Origin of the sequence: Spiroplasma tabanidicola, from assembly GCF_009730595.1 — a bacterium.
Taxonomy (GTDB): domain Bacteria; phylum Bacillota_I; class Bacilli_A; order Mycoplasmatales; family Mycoplasmataceae; genus Spiroplasma_A; species Spiroplasma_A tabanidicola.
Map to the genome: position 1 here is coordinate 333,247 of NZ_CP046276.1, position 19,962 is coordinate 353,208.

General features: G+C 26.4%; 15 protein-coding genes. All 15 read left to right on the forward strand.

Features of this window, described 5'->3' with window-relative positions; genetic code table 4:
- The first annotated feature begins 19 nt into the window (after nt 1–19).
- Entirely contained in the window at nt 20–1,474 is a 1,455-nt protein-coding gene (gene pyk / locus STABA_RS01535; protein ID WP_156005827.1) for a pyruvate kinase, read from the forward strand.
- An 82-nt stretch (nt 1,475–1,556) separates the two neighbouring features.
- Nucleotides 1,557–2,999, forward strand: coding sequence for a pyruvate kinase (gene pyk, locus STABA_RS01540; protein ID WP_156005829.1), 1,443 nt, complete (start codon nt 1,557–1,559; stop codon nt 2,997–2,999).
- Nucleotides 3,000–3,187: 188 nt separating this feature from the next.
- Entirely contained in the window at nt 3,188–3,502 is a 315-nt protein-coding gene (locus STABA_RS01545) for a PTS sugar transporter subunit IIB (RefSeq protein WP_156005831.1), read from the forward strand.
- A 108-nt stretch (nt 3,503–3,610) separates the two neighbouring features.
- Complete coding sequence (locus STABA_RS01550; protein ID WP_156005832.1) at nt 3,611–6,076, forward strand: PTS transporter subunit EIIC; 2,466 nt, start codon at nt 3,611–3,613, stop codon at nt 6,074–6,076.
- 25 nt (nt 6,077–6,101) lie between these two features.
- On the forward strand, nt 6,102–7,589 hold the full coding sequence (locus STABA_RS01555) for a glycoside hydrolase family 1 protein (protein ID WP_156005833.1): 1,488 nt from the start codon (nt 6,102–6,104) through the stop codon (nt 7,587–7,589).
- 69 nt (nt 7,590–7,658) lie between these two features.
- Entirely contained in the window at nt 7,659–7,904 is a 246-nt protein-coding gene (locus STABA_RS01560; protein ID WP_156005835.1) for a hypothetical protein, read from the forward strand.
- A gap of 9 nt (nt 7,905–7,913) precedes the next feature.
- Nucleotides 7,914–8,540, forward strand: coding sequence for a hypothetical protein (locus STABA_RS01565; RefSeq protein ID WP_156005837.1), 627 nt, complete (start codon nt 7,914–7,916; stop codon nt 8,538–8,540).
- 84 nt (nt 8,541–8,624) lie between these two features.
- Entirely contained in the window at nt 8,625–10,574 is a 1,950-nt protein-coding gene (thrS, locus tag STABA_RS01570) for a threonine--tRNA ligase (RefSeq protein WP_156005839.1), read from the forward strand.
- 104 nt (nt 10,575–10,678) lie between these two features.
- On the forward strand, nt 10,679–12,511 hold the full coding sequence (locus STABA_RS01575; RefSeq protein ID WP_170264674.1) for an ABC transporter ATP-binding protein: 1,833 nt from the start codon (nt 10,679–10,681) through the stop codon (nt 12,509–12,511).
- 18 nt (nt 12,512–12,529) lie between these two features.
- Entirely contained in the window at nt 12,530–12,850 is a 321-nt protein-coding gene (locus tag STABA_RS01580) for a PTS sugar transporter subunit IIA (protein WP_156005843.1), read from the forward strand.
- A gap of 84 nt (nt 12,851–12,934) precedes the next feature.
- On the forward strand, nt 12,935–14,035 hold the full coding sequence (locus STABA_RS01585; protein ID WP_156005845.1) for a MupG family TIM beta-alpha barrel fold protein: 1,101 nt from the start codon (nt 12,935–12,937) through the stop codon (nt 14,033–14,035).
- 159 nt (nt 14,036–14,194) lie between these two features.
- On the forward strand, nt 14,195–15,442 hold the full coding sequence (locus STABA_RS01590; RefSeq protein ID WP_156005847.1) for a lipoprotein: 1,248 nt from the start codon (nt 14,195–14,197) through the stop codon (nt 15,440–15,442).
- 44 nt (nt 15,443–15,486) lie between these two features.
- The gene (gene phnC, locus STABA_RS01595; protein WP_156005849.1) at nt 15,487–16,254 is read left to right on the forward strand and encodes a phosphonate ABC transporter ATP-binding protein; all 768 of its coding nucleotides are present in this window, start codon (nt 15,487–15,489) and stop codon (nt 16,252–16,254) included.
- 2 nt (nt 16,255–16,256) lie between these two features.
- Nucleotides 16,257–18,896, forward strand: a complete 2,640-nt coding sequence (locus tag STABA_RS01600) for a PhnE/PtxC family ABC transporter permease (RefSeq protein ID WP_156005851.1) — start codon at nt 16,257–16,259, stop codon at nt 18,894–18,896.
- Between the two features lie 8 nt (nt 18,897–18,904).
- The gene (locus STABA_RS01605) at nt 18,905–19,837 is read left to right on the forward strand and encodes a DHH family phosphoesterase (protein ID WP_156005853.1); all 933 of its coding nucleotides are present in this window, start codon (nt 18,905–18,907) and stop codon (nt 19,835–19,837) included.
- Nucleotides 19,838–19,962: the final 125 nt, after the last annotated feature.

A 19,962-nucleotide genomic window follows, 5' to 3' on the forward strand; every position in this document is an offset into this window, starting at 1 on the left:
AAAAGAGGAGAAAATTATTATGCAAAAACAAATAGAGTTTTATGAACCTAATCAATTAGAAAAGAAAATTAAAAGAACTAAAATCGTTACAACAATTGGACCAAGTACAAATACTAAAGATGCAATTAGAAAATTATTTGAAAATGGAATGAATGTTGTTAGATTAAACTTCTCACATGGATCTCAAGAAGAACATGAAGCAAAAATAAAAATGGTTTTAGATTTACGAAAAGAAGAACAAAAACCAATTTCTATTTTACTTGATACAAAAGGACCAGAAATTCGTGTTGGAAAAATGAAGGATGGTAAACAAGAAATAAAAGCTGGAAGTGATATTAGAATTTATACTTTAGAAGAAGAATATAAGAACAGAGAATGCGATACAAACGAAATGACTGTATCATATGATATGAGTGTTGATTTAAAAAGTGGAGACACAATTTTAGTTGATGATGGAAAATTAACAATGCATGTTGTAAATGTTGAACCAGGAATTGTTAGTTGTAAAGCATTTAATCATCATATTGTTAAAACAAACAAACGTATTAACTTACCAGGTGTTGACTTTTCATTACCATTCTTAAGTGATAAAGATGTTTCAGATATTCGTTTTGGAGCAAAAAATCAAATTGATTATATCGCAGCTTCTTTTGTAAATACTGCGCAAAATGTTAAAGATATTAGACAAATTTTAAAAGAAGAGAAAAAAGAACATATTCAAATTATTTCAAAAATTGAATCAAAAATCGGAATTTTTAATATTGATGAAATTGTTGATGAAAGTGATGGAATAATGGTTGCAAGAGGGGATTTAGGATTAGAAATTCCTTACTATGAAGTACCTCACTGAGAAAAAGAAATTATTAGAAAATGTCGTGAAAAAGGAAAAATCTGTATTGTTGCAACTCAAATGTTAGAATCAATGACAGACAATCCTCAACCAACTAGAGCGGAAGTAACTGATGTTTATTATGCAACAGAACTTGGAGCAGATGCAACAATGTTAAGTGGAGAATCTGCTGCAGGAATTTATCCTTATATTACAACTCATACAATGGCAACAATTAATAAACGTGCTGAATTGAACTTTTATGGAAAAATCTATTATGATAGAGCGTTAGAAATGGCTCGTAACTCTACAAGTGGAAAAAGAGCAGAAATTGCTGATGAACTTGCGAATATTACTAGAAATGGTAAATATGAATATGCAGTTGTATTATCAAGATCTGGAGAATTATTAAAAACTATTTCTAAATTTAGACCTAATGTTACAATTCTTGGAGTTATTGAAGATGAAAAACTTTGAAATGCATTTGGATGTTGACATTCAATCTTTATGAATAAAGTTGATAAAGTTGATGATGTAATTAACAAACCTGAATTAGCAGCCGAAATTGCTCGTTTATGAGGAGCAAAAAAAGGTGAAGAGATCTTAATTGTTAAATCAGAAGATATAATTAAACATATTGTTTAAAAAAATGGGAGAAATCCCATTTTTTATGTAGAAATGGTTGTTAAATGTTATAATTTTTAATGTAAAACAAAAGGAGAATAAAATGAAAACTTATAACTTAAAAGATAAAGTAAAAAGAACAAAAATCATTACAACTCTAGGACCTTCAGTTCACTCAAAAGGTGCTATTAATGAGTTATATGAAAATGGTATGACAACAATTCGTTTAAACTTCTCACATGCTGACTTTCAAGAACATGGAGAAAGAATAAATTGGTTGAAAGAGTTAAGAGAAGAAATTAACAAGCCAATCTCAATTTTATTAGATACAAAAGGACCAGAAATTCGTGTTGGAAAAATGAAAGACGGAAAACAAGAAATTAAAGCAGGAACAGATTTAACTGTTTATACAGATCCTGAAAGCTTTGCGTTAAGAGAATGTGGACCGACAGAATTACAAATGTCTTATGATATGAGTCAAGATGTTAAAGTTGGAGACGTTGTTTTGATTGATGATGGAAAATTAACAACTCACGTAACTAGTGTTGATAAAGACAAAAAAATTGTTATGTGTAAAGCATTTAATAGACACATTGTAAAAACTAATAAAAGAGTAAACTTACCAGGAGTAGACTTTACTTTACCGTTTTTAGCAGAAAAAGATTATAATGATATCAAATTTGGAATTCGACAAGGCGTTGATTATATTGCAGCTTCTTTTGTAAACTCAGCAGATAATGTTGCAGAAATTAGAAAAATTTTAAAAGAAGAAAACGCAGAACACGTACAAATTATTTCAAAAATTGAATCACAAATTGGAATTGATAATATTGATTCAATAATTGATGCTAGTGATGGGATTATGATTGCTAGAGGGGATTTAGGATTAGAAATTCCTTACTATGAAGTGCCATTCCAAGAAAAAAGAATTATTAGAAAATGTCGCGAAAAAGGAAAATTAGTAGTTGTTGCAACTCAAATGTTAGAATCAATGACAGACAACCCTCAACCAACTAGAGCGGAAGTAACTGATGTTTATTATGCAACAGAACTTGGAGCAGATGCAACAATGTTAAGTGGAGAATCAGCAAATGGAGACTATCCATTTATTACAACTGAAACAATGGCGACAATTAATAAACGTGCAGAAATTGAATTTTATACAAAACTATATTACGAAAAACAATTAGAAAATGCTAGAAAATCAACTAGCGGACAAAGAGCAGATATTGCAAACCAATTAGCTAAAAATACTATGGATGGAAAGTATGAATTTGCAGTTGTTGCTTCTAGAACTGGTGAATTATTAAAAACAATTTCTAAATTTAGACCAAATGTTACAATTCTTGGCGTTAGTGCAGAACCTAAATTATGAACTGCATTTGGAGTTTGACATTCAATCTTTATGAATAGAGTTGATGACTTTGATAAGTTCTTAAATGACGAAAAAGCAATTATTAATATTGCAAAAAGTTGAGGAGCTAAAATAGGTGAAAAAATCTTATTTGTAAGAAATGAAAATATTAAAGAATTAGTAATAGTTTAAAAAATTTGACATATGTCAAATTTTTTTTTATTTACTAAAGTATTTTTATAAATAAGCATTTATTAGAAAATCCCTTATAATAAAAATAAAACTTTTTTTTAAATTTTTATAAAAAATAAAACTTTTTTTATAAAACTCTTGTTATTTTGGAAAAATATTCTATAATTATTGTGAAAGGAATTAAAAATATGTTAAAAATATTACTATGTTGTTCTGCAGGAATGTCAACTAGCATGTTAGTTTCTAAAATGCAATCCGCAGCACGTCGTGAAGGTTTAGAATGTAAAATAGAAGCTATGAGCATAACCGAAGGTAAGCAACAAATAGACAAATGAGATGTAGTTATGTTAGGTCCTCAAGTCGGTTATGGTTTAAAAGAGTTTGAAGGAGTTACAACTAAACCTGTAGCAATTATCCCAGCGCCAATTTACGCTGTTGCAAAAGGTGCAGAAGCAATTCAAATGGCTAAGGACATGGCGAAAAAAGCTGGAATAAGTTTTTAAAAAGTTAAAGTAGTATTTGTGTAAAGTGTATGTTTTTTATTTATTAATTAGCAAAAACTTTTTATTATTAATCTTTTGTTACTACTAGATTAAATTAGGAGGATAAATATGAGTACAGGAAAAAATGCCGAAGCATCAAAATTAAAAGTTTGATTCGGAAAAAAATTTGTTCCTGCAATGAATAAATTAGGATCACAAAAACATTTAGCAGCAATGCGTGATGCTTTTGGTACATTGCTTCCATTGACCATCGCTGGATCACTGGGACTTATTATTGGTTCTATAGGATTTGCCGGAGGGGGTTCTGGTTATGTTTCTGTTTTAGGATTATTTGCTAAAATGATACATCCTGAACTTTCGAATCAAGCAATCACTGACTTCATTCAAAATGATGCGGTGTTTTCAAAAATATGATTAATTGGTACATATACATTTAACCAATTAAACGGAATCACAATAGGATTCACATCAATTTGATTTTCATTTACTTTTGGATATTTCTTATCTATGAGCAGAAACTTCAAATTACCAATTTTAGGAGGATTTGCTTCAACAATTGGATTTATGGCTACAACAATGGGGAACGTTAGTTTCTTCCAAGGTGCAGCTGGATTAATCTCAGCAATTATTTTTGGAGCAATTTCAACAGAAATTTTTATTAAATTGTCTAACGTAAAAGCATTATATATAAAACTACCAGACGGTGTACCACCAAGTGTAAGTAAATCATTTGCAGTTTTCTTACCATTCTTGTTCACAATGTTAATTATGGCATCAATGAATTTAGTGGTATTTATTCCTGCATTTTTTTGACAAGATACATTTAGAGTTAACTCTGCATCACAGTATGCAGCAAGTACCCCAGCAGAATTTGCTAGAATGTTAACAAGTATTTTAGGGTTGGGAGATAATGCCGAAGCTGCTTATAATAAATTTGTAAACGCTGAGTCTACTCCAGCAGCTTTGAAAGATATTAGTCAAGATATGTTTAACAAAATATATGATATAGCACAAAACTTTAAAAATTCTTTAAATGGTAAAGAATTTAAAGATATTACAAATTCAGATATAACTCAAGCTTTTGAAAGTTTAAAAAATCTATATGGAACATTAGGTGAAAGTGACCAAAATATTTTCACAACATTTATATTAACATTAGCTGGTAAAAATGACATATACTCATTTACATCATCAGCCGCTTCACAATTTATTGAATATAATGGAGCTTATGTATTTTTTGCAAAATATAGAGCAGCAAGTATTAATCATGACCAATTCGGACTTGCTGCTGCAGTATATCAATTCTTTGTAACATTCTTATTATCATTTGCTAAAGGATCAGCTGGAGGATTAGGATTAGCATTAGCATATGCATTCTTTATTTCATTCTTATGATTCTTTGGAGTTCACGGATCAAATGTAGTTAATGGTGCATTTTCGCCAATATGGCAAATGATTTTAATTGTTAACTTAACATTAATTTCAGATTTAGGTTATACAGTAGCGGCTAAATCTGGAGAATTGGGAGTATTTTCCACTCCGATATTCGATTGTTTTATGAATATTGGTGGTTCAGGAGCGTCATTAGCTCTAATTATAGGAACGTTTGTGTTCTCGCGAAGACAAGATAATAGGAAAATATCATTATACTCTGCACCTTGTGGTGTATTCCAAATTAACGAACCAATTGTATTTGGTTTCCCAATTGTTTTAAATGGTAGATATTTAGCACCATTTATTATAGCACCAATGGTAAATATCTTCTTAGCATGATTAGCATCTCCAGGTGTGTTGAATATGATTGGTTATGCAGAACTTCAAGTTCCATGAACAACACCATTCTTAATTGCATCACCATTAACATATATTCATACAGCAGGACAAGCGTTTGTTGTAGCATTAGTATGTTTTGGAGCATCATTTGGAATTTATACACCATTCATATTATTAGACAATATTTTACACTTCAAAAAATTAAGAAAAGAAAATATTGAAGAATACAATAGACAAATGAGATTCTTTAATGACCCATACCTTAGAGCAACTATTAAATTAGAAGATAAAGTTGAAAGAATCGTAAGTTATGGTGAATCAGCATTTAGTAATGCAGAAGCACAAAATAGATTCTGAGAACAAAAATTAACAAATCCTGCTAAATTAGAAAGCAGAAAAGCAAAAAACTTAGCTATTGCTGATGCAAAAGTGGCATTTTATGATTACAAAGCAGAAATTGTAAAACAAACTGGTGAAGTAAGAAATAATATGTTACAAGAAGCTTGAGAAAAACCAAGAAGAATTAATGAAGCTAAATTCTTATTAAATGAAAAAGTTTTATCTCATGAAGTAACAGATATTAAAAATGAAAAATTAGCTTTAAAAGATCAAATTAAATCTATCAAAGACGAATTTGTAACAAAAATGCCAGATATTAAATCAAAACAATTAAATGAAAAACAAAAATATATGGAATTAAAACGTCAAAATAATGAAAAACTTAAAGCTAAAAAAGCAGAATTAAAACAACAATTAAAAGATATTAATATGAAATTTAAAGAAAGTAAAATAAAAGCTTAATTTAAATTCTAGATAGAGGTAAAAAATGAAAGATTTTCTATTTAGCGTATCTACTTGTGCATTTCAAATAGAAGGTGCAAGATCGCTAGGTGGTAGAAGTCAATCAATTTGGGATGAGTTTACAAAAAGAAATTTTGTTATACCACCCATCGGAAAGGCTTCAAGAGAAATTAATAGTATTGAAGTTGCAGCAGATTTTTATCATAAATATAAGACTGATGCTAGAATAATGCATAAACTTGGTTTGAATGCATTTGTATACAACATGGATTGAACAAGAATTTATCCAAAAGATGAAAACTATGTTAACCCTGAAGGAATAAAATTTTATATTGATTTCTTTGAAGAATTTAACAAAAAAAATATTAAACCAATCCCTGTCTTATTTCATTGAGACACACCTCTATGAGCAGAGATACGTGGTGGATTTCAAAATAAAGAAATTCAAAACTGATTTAGAAATTATGCTCGAACATGTTTCAAACATCTGGGTAAATATACAGATGTTTGATTTGTTTCTGATGAAAATTCAACTTTTTCAAGAGATGCTTATTTAAGTGATTATTTACCTCCCCAAAAAGTAGGTAAATGAAATTTTGTAAACGCTATTCATAATTTAAATATGATAGCAGCTGTTACAAAAGAAGAATTTGAATTAGCAAAAAAAGAAGGATATATATCTAAAGAAGCAATTATTGGTGTTGATCACGATTGGTCACCACCAATTGCTTTTTCTGAGGATATTGAAGATACAAAAGCATGTGAAAGATATAATGAGTGAAATTTAGAATTATATTTATCACCAAGTATAAAAGGAGTTTATCCTAAAGTGTTTTTTGAATATATTAAAAAAAATAACTTAAACTTTGTAATTGACAACTTAGATTTAGAATATCTTAAAAAAAATAAACTTGATTTAATTGGATGAAATTATTATCGACCTGTATTTATTGCTCATAGTGTTAAAAAATATAAAGATGAAGATTGACATATTCCACCTCAGTATGATGAAGAACTTGATATTTATTATGTATTTCCAAAAAAACAAAAATATACAAAATGAAACTGACTAATAAATCCAGATAGAATTATTACTGGTTCTCAAGAATTATGTAAAATTTATGGCGCAAGTACCCCACTTATGATTTTAGAAAATGGTATGGGAGATTTTGACAATAAAAGCGAAGAAATGATTATAGATAATGACAGAATTAATTATTTATCTATTCATTTACAAAAAGTTTTAGAAGCAAAAAAATTAGGTATAAATTTTATTGGCTACTCTTTATGAACATACTGTGATATATATTCACCAAGTGGTGGGTATAGAAAAGATTATGGTTTAGTTAGTGTTGATTTTAATTCTACAATTAGAGAAAGAAAGCCAAAACTTAGTTATGCATGATATAAAAAAGTTATTGAAAATAAAGGCAACGAAGTTTTTTTTGATATAGATACTTTAAAAAAAGAATTAAAAATTATTTTAGATGAATGAGATTTATTTTTTAAATAAATTCTATAGTTATTGTTTTTAAAAAATAATAAACTATATAGTAAAATATAAATAGTTAGGAATAAGATTATGCAGTTTTTAAAAATTTTTGATGCAGTACCACCAGCAACTCCATTACAATGAGTTTTTATAATTCTAGCAATAATATTTATTGTTGGTCCTGGATTTGTTTGAGTAGGTTTATCATTTTATAGTAAATCAAAAAGAAGGCCTATTCCACGTTTACATTTAATAATGTTTGGTGTACAGATTTTAGGAATTCTTATAGGAATATTGTTAATTGTTTTTGGAGCAATGGCTACAGCCAAATCTTAATGGAGAGTTATGAAAAAATTTGATTTAAAAGATAAAGTTCTAATTAAGAGTGGTGAAGATTATTATAAATTAAAAGATGAATTTGAAAAATTAGAACAAGAATTTGAAAAAAAAGTTTATTCTTCTATGATGGATGAGACAAAAAGAATTCAAATGATAATCAAAAAAGCAGTTATTAAGGCTCCTGTGGATGAAGTGTTTAAAGCATTTGTAAAATTAGCTTTAAAAGATTTAAATCCGAATATAGATATAAACGAAATTGAAGAAGGGTGTTTTGGAATAACTTCAAAAAAAAGTAGCAATCAAACTTTTAGAGTAGATACTTACGAAATTGATGAAGAATTCACAATTAAGTACTTTGGTAAAAATAATGCATATATAAGATCTATTTTATTCAAAGGCGTAAAAAACAAAACTAAAATAAAATATACTGATACAAATATTAGCAAGGAAACTATATTCGGTTTAAAATTGAACTACTTAAAAGGAGTTTATCAAAAATCTAGGAAGTTTAGTTTTGCAATACAAGTTATAAATTTAAAATTATTGGTGGAAATCTTAGATGAAACTAAAAAAAATAAATATAAAGAAAAAATTAAAGAATTAACTAAAAAGTTAATTAAATATCAAGAATAAAAAAACATTCTTTTAGGAATGTTTTTTTTATTACATTTTAATATATAATTATTTTGTTAAATTAAAGAAATAGAAGGACAATATATGAAAATCATATTATTAGATGGACAAGTAAAAAATTATGAGCAACCAAAATCTGTGTTAGACATAGCAGGAGATATTGCTATTAGTTTAAAAAAGAAATGTGTCGGGGCTATTATAAATGATAAAGATGTTTTAACAAATACCGCGCTTATAGATAAAGATTGTAAATTAGAATTAATTACTGATAGACATGACTTGTATAAGTCTGTTATAAACTATACCGCAAGAATAATAACAGTTTTTGCTTTAAAACAAATATATCCAGATGCAGAAATTGTTCCGCAAAGTGATGATCTTTCAAATGATGAGTTTTCTGTTTATTTCGATTATCCAAAGGGAATGAAATTTGAAGAACTAAAATCAGTTGAAGAGAAGGCAAATAAAATGATTGCTGAAAAAACAGATTTTGTTTTTGGAAAATATAGCGAAGAAGAATTCCCAGAGTTAATTAGAAAAATTAATATTAAAAAAGAATATCAAGATTATGTTAAAAAAGAATGTGAATCTAGATATATCAAATATGAAATAGGAAATTATAAAGATGATTTATTTTTTGCAAGACATGCACTTTTAAAAAATACAGGAAGTCTTTTTAAAATTGAGTTAACTCAATTAACAGGAGCATATTTCTTAGGAGATTCTTCAAAACCAATGATTTATAAATTACATGGTTTAGCAGCACAAAGTAAAGAAGATTTTGAAGTTTTAAAAACCAGATATGAAGATCAAAGAAATAATGATCATAAATTTATAGCAAAGAATTTAGAAATATATCATTTAGATCCAATTATTGGTCAAGGATTACCAATATGATTACCTAATGGAACAATCTTGAAACAAGAAATTAAAAAATATTTAATGCAAAAAGAATTTGAATATGACTTTATACAAATTGAAACTCCAGTTATTGGAACTTCAGATTTATATAAAAGAAGTGGTCATTGAGACCATTATCGTGAAGATATGTTTTCACCAATGCAACTACCAAAAGAAGAAATGGTTTTAAAACCAATGTCATGTCCACATCACATTAGTGTTTATAATTATAAACAAAGAAGTTATCGTGAATTACCATTGAGATTTGCAGAACATGCTTTGCAACATAGATATGAATCATCAGGAAGTTTAACAGGTCTTGAAAGAGTTAGAGCAATGGAATTAACTGACTCACATATTTTTGTAAGACCAGATCAAGTTAAAGAAGAGTTTATTCGTTGTTTTAATCTTATTCAAGAAGTTTTATCAACATTCGATATAAAAATTGATTATCTTTCACTTTCGTTAAGAGACCCTAATGATAAACATAAGTATTTTAATGATGATAAAATGTGAAACGAAGCCGAAGAACAACTTGAACAAGTGTTAAAAGAATTAAAATTAGATTATAAAAAAATGATAGGTGAAGCTGCTTTTTATGGACCTAAATTAGACATTCAAGCAAAAACTGCTTTAGGACATGAAATAACAGTTTCAACAATTCAATTAGATTTCTTATTGCCTCAAAAATTTGAATTAGCTTATGTTGGACCAAATAGGGAATTATTAAGACCAATTATGATTCATAGAGGATTAGTAGGAACTTATGAAAGATTTATTTCTGTTTTATTAGAACAAACTAAGGGAGTTTTACCATTATGATGTACTCCAAGACAAGTTGAAATTATTCCTGTTCAAAATAACGGAAATAATGAATATTCAGAAAAAATAAGAAAAGAATTAAAAAAACACGGAATAAGAGCTGAAATTGATAAAAGAGATGAAAGATTAAGTTATCGTGTAAGAGATGCTCAAATTAGAAAAATACCATTCCAATTAGTTTTAGGAGAAAAAGAAGAAAAAGAAAACTTAATTACTTATAGAAAATATAGTAGTGAAGAATCAGTAACTATAAAACTCGAAGATTTTATCAAATTGTTAAAACAAATTATTGATGATAAAGTTTATGTATAAAAATTATAAAAATAGCTTTTGCTATTTTTATTTTATTTATAAAAATAAATAGTTTTTGTTAATATATAAATAACAAAATTGATATGAATAGTAAAGAGGATAATATGGCTAGAAGAAAAAAAGAAAAATATATAACTGATAAAAATTTTACTTTTAAAAAAATGTTTGCTGCTTTAATAATGGTTGGTGGAGGCATCAAAAGACACCCAATAGTTTTTAGCTTTTGTACTATTTTTACAGTAATTGATGCAATTGCTTGATCTTTTTCTGCTGTTGTTATCAAAGGTTTAACAACAATTTTATTAGATCCTACTAAAACCACCGAAACTTCAAGTTTATATGGTTGAGTTGAGTTAACATGACAACAATGAATTTATTTTGGAATAGGAATGTTTTTCTTGTTTGTTGTAGCAGAGTTTTTAACAAATATAACTGCAGGAATATTTTCAAAAAAACTTGAAATAGATTTAAGAAAAGCTGCTTTAAAACATTTAGTAGATATTGACATTAGTTATTATTCTAGAAATCAAATTGGTTTGATAATGACTAGAGTAATTGGTGATAGTCAAGGAATTGGTGATGCTTTTAATATGTTTTATTTAACATTTATTTGAATGTTAGGTAGTGTATTTTCAACAATTGCAATCATGTTGAGTATTGATACAACTCTTGCTTGAATCGCAATTGGTTTATTAGTTGTTATGCTTATTATAATTTGTATTATGTTTCTTTATTTTAGAAGAGCAAATGTTATCGCTTTTGATGTAAGACAAAATATAGATGCAGATATAATTGATAGATTAATAAATATTAGATTAGTTAAATCAACTGGTTCAGAAAATTTTGAATCAAATCGTAATAAAGAGCTGCATAAAAAGTATGAAGAAAGAAAAAATCATGCTGTTGTTTGACAGGGTGCATTAAATGTTTTTAATGGGGTTATGATCTCCTTACTTCCTATAATTATGTTAATTATTTGTATTTATTTATATCAAGGAAAAATGCCAATAAAAGAATTTTCTAGTTTAACAGTTACATTTATAAGTGCAAGTACAAACTTTTTAATTAATTTATCTGTATTAACTCAAATCTTGCGTGGAATGATGTGAATGTCAAACTGTGCTATGCGATTAAATTATATATTTGACGAAAAAACTATTATTCATTTTATTGATGATCCAGTAAAAATAAAAACAATTGAAACAATTGAGTTTAAAAATGTAAGTTTTAATTACCCTGAATCTCCGCATGTAAAAGTTTTACCAACCATAAATATCTCTTTTGAAAAAGGAAAAAGCTATGCGTTTGTTGGAGAAACAGGAGTTGGAAAATCTACAATCGCAAAAATGCTTTTAAGATTTTATGATGTTACAACGGGTGAGTTATTAATAAACGGAATAAATATAAAAAATCTTGATTTAGCAAATTATTTATCTCATGTTGGATATGTTGAACAAGAACCTCAAATTTTATACGGAACAGTTATGGATAATTTAAAATATAGTTTGGGATGAGAAGCGACTCACGAAAAAGCAATCGAAGCGTCTAAAAAAGCAAAGCTACACGACTTCATTGAAACCTTACCTGATAAATATGATACAATACTAGGGGAACGTGGTTTTATGTTTTCTGGAGGTCAAAAACAAAGATTGATTATTGCAAGATTGTTTTTAAAAAATCCTGAGTTACTAATATTAGATGAAGCAACTAGCGCTTTGGATAATATTGTAGAAAAAGAAATACAATCAGAATTAGATGAATTGATGAAAAATAGAACAACAATTGTTATTGCGCATAGATTATCAACAATAAAAAATGTTGATAAAGTAATCGTATTAGAAAGAAACGAAGGAATAACACAAATTGGAAGCTTTGACGAATTAAAAGTAACACCAGGAAGATTTCAAAAACTATATAATTATGGATTACTAAAATAAAATGAATGAGGTATTATTATGGCAACAGATTTAAATTGAGAAGAAATATCAATGGGTATAATTACTTATGCTGGAATGGCAAAAACAAATGCAGTTTTAGCAATCAGAGAAGCAAAAGAAAAAAATTATGATAAAGCAAGTGAATTAATTAAAGAAGCTCACGATAATATTGTAACTGCTGAAAAAATGCATATGGATGTTATTACAGCAGAATGTAATGGTGAAAAAATTGAGTTTAAAGTTTTATTTATGCATGCAGAAGATCAAATGTTAACAACTCAATCTATGATTGTTTTAGCAGAAGAAATGATTGATATGTATAAAGTTATCAATAAATAGTTAAAAATGTCTTATGACATTTTTTTATTTGCTAATTTATATATTTAAATTATTGATAAAATTATATTAGAAGTGAGGAAAGATATGAAAAAAAGAATAGGAATATCAATTTTTCCTGAACAGTCAAGTTTTGAAGAAGACCAAAAATATTTGGATAAAGCTTGAAGTTTAGGTTATGAAGTTGTTTTTACAAGTATTTTACATTTTGTAGGTAGTGAAAACGAGAAAGAAAAAGCAAAAAAAGTTTTAAGAGTTGTTAAGTATGCAAAAGAATTGGGATTTTATACAATTGTTGATGTTGAATATAAATCAATGGATTTGATTGGAATTTCAATAAATGATGCATCTAAATGTAATGAGTATGGAATTGATTGTTTAAGATTGGATTCTCCAAGTTTACCAGCTGAAATTGCATTTGTTACACATAACAAAGCAAAAGTAGATATTCAATTAAATATGTCAAATAATGATAGCTTGATAGATAATGTAATGGATTTTAAACCAATTGCAAATAGATTGAGTGGATGTCATAACTTCTATCCATTAGAATTTACAGGACTTCCATTTGATTATTTTATGGAATGTAATAAACGCTATTTAAAATATCGGTTAAACACTTCTGCTTTTATTGGAAGTCATCACGGAGTTATGACAAGTGCAGTTGGACAAAAAGAGTTACCAACAATTGAAGAAATAAGATATTTACCAGTTAGTCAACAAGCAAAAGTTTTATTTTATACAGATGAAATTGATACAGTCTTATTTGGAAATGCATATGCAACAGATGAAGAATTAAAAGAATTAGCATCAGTTGATAGAGATGAAGTTACTTTTGACTTAAAATGTGTTGAAGGTGTTACAGATATTGAAAAACAAGTTTTATTATTTGATCACTATCGTAGAGGTGATATTACAGAATATTTTATAAGAGCAACACAAAGTAGGGTTAAATTTAAAAATGATGATTTTCCAGCTAGAAAATCTAAAAGTTTTTATAATCGAGGAGATGTTGTAATTATAAATAACAGTGATAAAAAATATAAAGCTGAAATTCATATTATATTAGAAGATAACTTTGCAGATAAAATTGGAAAGTATAATTATCTAGGAACTATTAGTGAGTCTGAAAAAAGGTTAATAGATTTTGTGGTTCCTTGAAAACAATTTAGATTTAATTTGGTTTAATATTTAACATATAAATATTTAATTTATTATAAAAAATTAAAAAACTAATATAAAATAAAAATGAAGATAAATTTCAAAAAGGAGATTGACATTATAATTATATAAATTGTTGATTTCTTTTTTTTATGAAGTATATTTATTTTCACGGAGGAATATTAAATGAAAAAATTACTTTCTATATTGGGTGCTGCAGCTATTTTGGGTTCATCTGCGTCAAATGTTGTTGCTTGTAATAGCGATGATGAACTAAGTGTTGTATTTATACCATCAAATAATGCAACAGAAATAATTAACACAGTTAAACCATTAGAAGATAAACTATCAGCTAAATTAAAAGAAAAAGCAGAAGCTGATGGAAGAACTTTTTCTAAAAAAGTAAAAGTTTCAGTTTCAACTAGTTATGAAGTTGCTGGAAATGAATTAAGTGATGGTACAATTGATGTTGCATTTTTACCAATTGGAACTTATGAATCAATTAGAGGTACTTTGGATCAATCAACTGGATTATATAGTAATGCCGCGGTATTACTTAACGCTTCAAGAAGTGGTGTAACCCCAGATACAACTCTAAAGGAATTTAAAACAAATGATAAATTTGATAGCTCAAAAGCTTCAAAAGTTATGGATGCAAATTTATCATATGATTTGTCAAATAATTATAATAATATAACAAAAAATGGATTTTCAACTAAAAAAGAAGCACAAGAAAAATTACTAGATGACAGTAATAAAGCATCTTATTACAGATCATATATTTATGCAAATGTTAAATCATTAAGTGATAAATATAAAATTGATTTTTCTAAGGTTGCAAAAGAAGAATATGTAACAAAATTAAAAGACATATTTACAAATGAAAATAATTTTACAGGAGAAAACGCATTGAAATTTGCTTTTGGAAAATCAAAAACTTCAAGTGCAAGTGCTTTATATCCAATCATGTGATTAAAAAATGTTATCGGTTTAAATGATACTCAAGTAAAAAAACTTTGAGATTTAAAAACTAGACAAGAATCTTATCCTGAAGCAGCTTCAAAATTAAACTCTCAATCATTTGATTTTGCAGTTGGATACAGTGATATAAGAAATGAAATTAGCAATGAAAGTGAATCGCTTGAAGCATTCAAAAATACAGTTGTAGTAGGAGCAAGTGATGCAATTTTAAATGATGGAATTCAATACTCTCGTAAAAAATTAAAAGATGAAAAATTAATAAGTGATTTAAGAAAATCTTTTGAAGAATTAGCAATTTCTGAAGCAGATATTTTTAAAATTTATAATCACACAGGTTATGTTGGACCAGACGAAGGAAGCGTTACTGATTTTGAAAAAAGTACAGACTCTGCAATAACAAATTGATCTAAAACAACATCTGAAATCTTAAAAATGATCGAAAACTGATCTTAATATAAAAAAATGTGAGAGTTATCTCACATTTTTAAAGTAGAAGCATGATTAAATTCGATAATGTAAATAAAGTGTGACCAAACGGTAAACACGCTTTAAAAAATATAAATTTAGAGATTGAAGATGGAGAGTTTGTTGCAATAATTGGATTATCTGGAGCTGGAAAAACAACATTATTAAAAACTATAAATCAAATTAACACTATTACTAGCGGAGAAATTATAATAGATTTTTATAATAAATATGAAAAAAAAGAAGAGTTTAATGTACACAAAATCAAAGGAAAAAAATTAATTAGATTAAGACAAAAAATTGGATTGATGTCTCAAGAATATAATAATATCGAAAAATTAAGTGTTTTAAAAAATGTTTTAAACGCAAGAATATCAAGAATTAATTTTTGAAGATCTTTAACGGGTATATTTTCTAGATATGATAAAGAAATAGCGTTAAAATCATTAGAAAAATTAAATTTATTAGAATATGCTTATGCAAGAGTTGAAAACTTAAGCGGGGGACAACAACAAAGAATTGCCTTAGCAAGAACGATAAGTCAGCATCCTGCATTAATAATTGCTGATGAACCTGTCTCTGCTTTGGACCCAATTTTAGCAAATCAAGTAATGAATGATTTTGCTTTAATAAATAAAACAGATAAAATAACTGTTATTATAAATATTCACCATGTGGAACTTGCAAAAAAATATGCAACTAGAATAATTGGTGTTAAAGATGGAGAAATAGTTTTTAATGGACCATCAAAAGATTTAAATGAGGAAAAACTTAAATTAATTTATGGAGAAAATTATTAGTTATGCAAAAAAGAATATTTAATGCAATTATTTCTAAAGATGTTTTTAAGATCAATAATAGTTATTCAAAAGCACCAAAAAAAGTCTTTTTCTATACTTTTTTTTGTGTAGTTATTTGTTTAATTATTTTTGGATTTAATTTTTTAGATATTAATTGAGCTAAATTTTTTAATAGTTTTTCTTTGTTCGGTGAAAAGTTAAAAAAATTAGTAAATTGAGACTTTAAAAATTTTCTAGAAAAAGATAATATGGGAATTTCTTTTATGAATAGTGCTTTAAAGTCGATTTGAGAAACAATCTCAATGGCTTTTGCAGGTTCAATATTGGGGGTACTGATTTCAATCCCTTTTTCAATAGCAGCAGCATCTAACATTGTGAAAAATAAATTTATTAATAATTTTTCAAGATTTATTATTGCTATTTTTAGAACTATTCCATCTTTCACTTATGCTTTAATTCTGGTTGGATATTTTGGTCAAACAATGGCAACGGTAACAATAGCAATAACAATTTTTAGTTTTTCAATCACATCAAAGTTTTTGTTTGAAAGAATTGAACACATTAATATAAACATATTTATTTCAATGCAAGCTACAGGAGCTAATAAATTTAGATCATTTAGATCCGCAGTTGTTCCACAAATCTCATCACATATTATTTCTGCAGCATTTTATGCTTTAGAAACTAATATAAGATATATTTCAGTTATCGCTGGAGTGACGGGTGTTGGAATAGGTCAACTTATAAATAATGGTGTTTCATATGGTCGTTACGATAAAGTTGGATTTATGCTTGCCTTATTAATAGTTATTATAATTTTTTTAGAAATACTGATTTACATAATTAAAAACTATATTATTTTTGATAGAGATTATTTACTAGATCAAAAAGAACAAAAAAAAGCTATCAAAATACAAAATGCTATAAAAAAAGAAAATAACTTAAGATTTTATATAAAATATATTCTGTTAAAAGAATGAAACTCAGAATTGAGTATTTTAAAAGCAAATAAAAAAACAAATTTACAACAACTTCGTGAAAAAAAAATAGAAAAAAATAAAATAATAAATAAGTTTAAAGAAGAATATAAAAAAAATATTTTAAAAGACAAACAAAAATTTGTAGAATATAGGAAAGTTCATTTAAACTCAAGAAATTGGTTTATCTTCAATGAAGAATTAAACAATTATGTTAGAATGGACAAAATTTATATAACAAAAATTAATTTGGAAGTATTAAATTTAAAAGAAAAAATGATAAGTGAAATAAAAGACACTGCATTTTCAAAACATCAAGAATTTAAAAAAACTTTAACAGTTGAAAAAGTATTAAAACAAAAACCTTTATTTTTTATAAAAAGAATGGTTATGTATTTATTGATACTTGGTTTATTTGCATATTCTATTTCCTTAGTAAAATTTAGATTAGAAAATGATGCAACTATTGCATCTACGAATCAACATATTAAAGAAATATTTAATATTGATTGAACTGGTTTGTTTAAAAAACACGGTAACGCACCATACAGTGTAATCTATTTATTAATAGAAGGAATATCTATATCAATCATTGGTACTACACTAGGAGCAATTTTTGCTTATATTTTTGGAGTTATAAGTTCTGAAAATATTGTTAACTTTTATGTAGCTAAGTTCTTTGTAGTAATTAATTCAGCAATAAGAGCAATTCCTTCTTATATTTATGCCATTATTTTTATTTCGTTAGTAGGTATGGGACCTTTTACAGGAGCTCTTGCTTTAATGATGGGGTCAATTGGAATGTTATCAAAATATGATCGTGAAATCTTTGATGATATAAATATGAAATTAATTTCACAATTACAAGCTACAGGATTGAACAAATGGCAACGTATTAAGTATGGTATTTTACCACAGTCAACTAGTAGTATAGTTTCTTATATTGCATATCGTTTTGATATAAACTTTAAAGAAGTATCTGTTTTAGGTGCTGTTGGAGCAAGTAACATGGGATACTTACTAAATAGTTATTTTTTACAACAATATTTTTCAGAGTTTGGAACTTTACTGTTAGGAATTATGTTAGTGACAATTTTAATCGAAATTATTTCTTCAACCTTAAGAGCAAAAATTAACTTAGGTGTTAACCCTAAATGAGTTGATCAAATAATTTTATGAATTAAACATCATTGATTTGCATTATATAAAGCAAATGAAAAATTAAAATTTAAAGAAAATAATTTAAGCTTTGATGAAGCATATGCTTTTTATGGATATACAAATAAAACTATTTGTCAAAATGCAAAAGAAATTAAAAAGACAAAAAAATTATCTTATAAAGTATCTTGATTGATCTCTTATTGTAATTATTTTGATATTGAATTTAAAAATGAAAATTTCAAAGACTTAAAAATGCTTTATAAAAAACACAATGAACTTTTGAAAGTTAATGTTAATGAATTTAAAAAAAGCAGAAAAGAAAAAATTAAGTTTTTGATAAGTAAAAAAACTGAAGATAAACAAAAATTAAAAACTTATTATAGTAGTGAAATTAATAAACTAGAAACTAATTATCAAAAAAAAGAATTTAAAAAAGAATTTAGAAAGAATAAAAACTATATTAATCGTAATACAAAAATTGCAATTAATAGTTTGAATTATTAGGTGAAAAAATGTTTACAAAATTAATTGAATTAATATCTTCTCATAATAAAATAATTCTTTTGCGACACATTTCTCCAGACTTTGATGCAATTGGTTCTCAAATGAGTATCTTTCAGTTTATTAATGATAATTTTAAAAATAAAACTATAAAGTTAGGAACAACTCTACCAGAAGAATATAAATGTATAGGCAAAGTTGACAATTTAGTTGAACAAGATTTTGAAAAAGCATTAGTTATTATAACAGATACAGCAAATACAGCTAGAATTGATATAGAAGATGTAAATTGACTAAAAAAAGCAACAGTATTTAAAATTGATCATCACGTAAATGTAGATAAATATGCAGATTATGAAATAGTTGATGCGTCATATCCTGCTACATGTGAGCTATTAACAGATTTATTTTCGAAATCTAACTTAATTTTTTCTGATAAGACTGCTTTTTATTTGTTTCATGGTCTTGTAACTGATACTGATAGATTTATGTTTAGAAATGTTACTAATAGAACTTTTAAAATGGCAGAAATATTGTCTAAAAAAATTGAAGATTTAAACTCTATTTATAAAAATATTTATCAAATTAATACAAATGAAATTAGATTAAAAGGATATATTCTTTCTAATTTTAAAATAGTTAAAAATGAAATAGCATATATTTATTTAAACAAAGAAGTTTTGAAAGAGTATGAAATTAATAACCCAGATAAAGTTGCGTTATGAGTAAATATGCTAGGAGAAATTAAAAACATAAAATTATGATTATTTTTTGTTGAGAATGATTCTCACATAAGAACAGAATTTAGAAGTCAGTCAATAAATGTTAGATTAATTGCAGAAAAATTCAATGGTGGAGGTCATGTAAGCGCAAGCGGTGCTAAACTATTTGATAGTAAAAGTATTGATTTAGTTATTGAAGAGTGCATAAAAGCATCTATATAACTTTAGATTAAAAACAAGTGTTATATCACTTGTTTTTAGTTTACTTAATTTTTAACAAAAAAACTTTCTAATATTTGTAGTTATTTTTAAGAACCAACATAAAATACATTATATTTTTATTATTT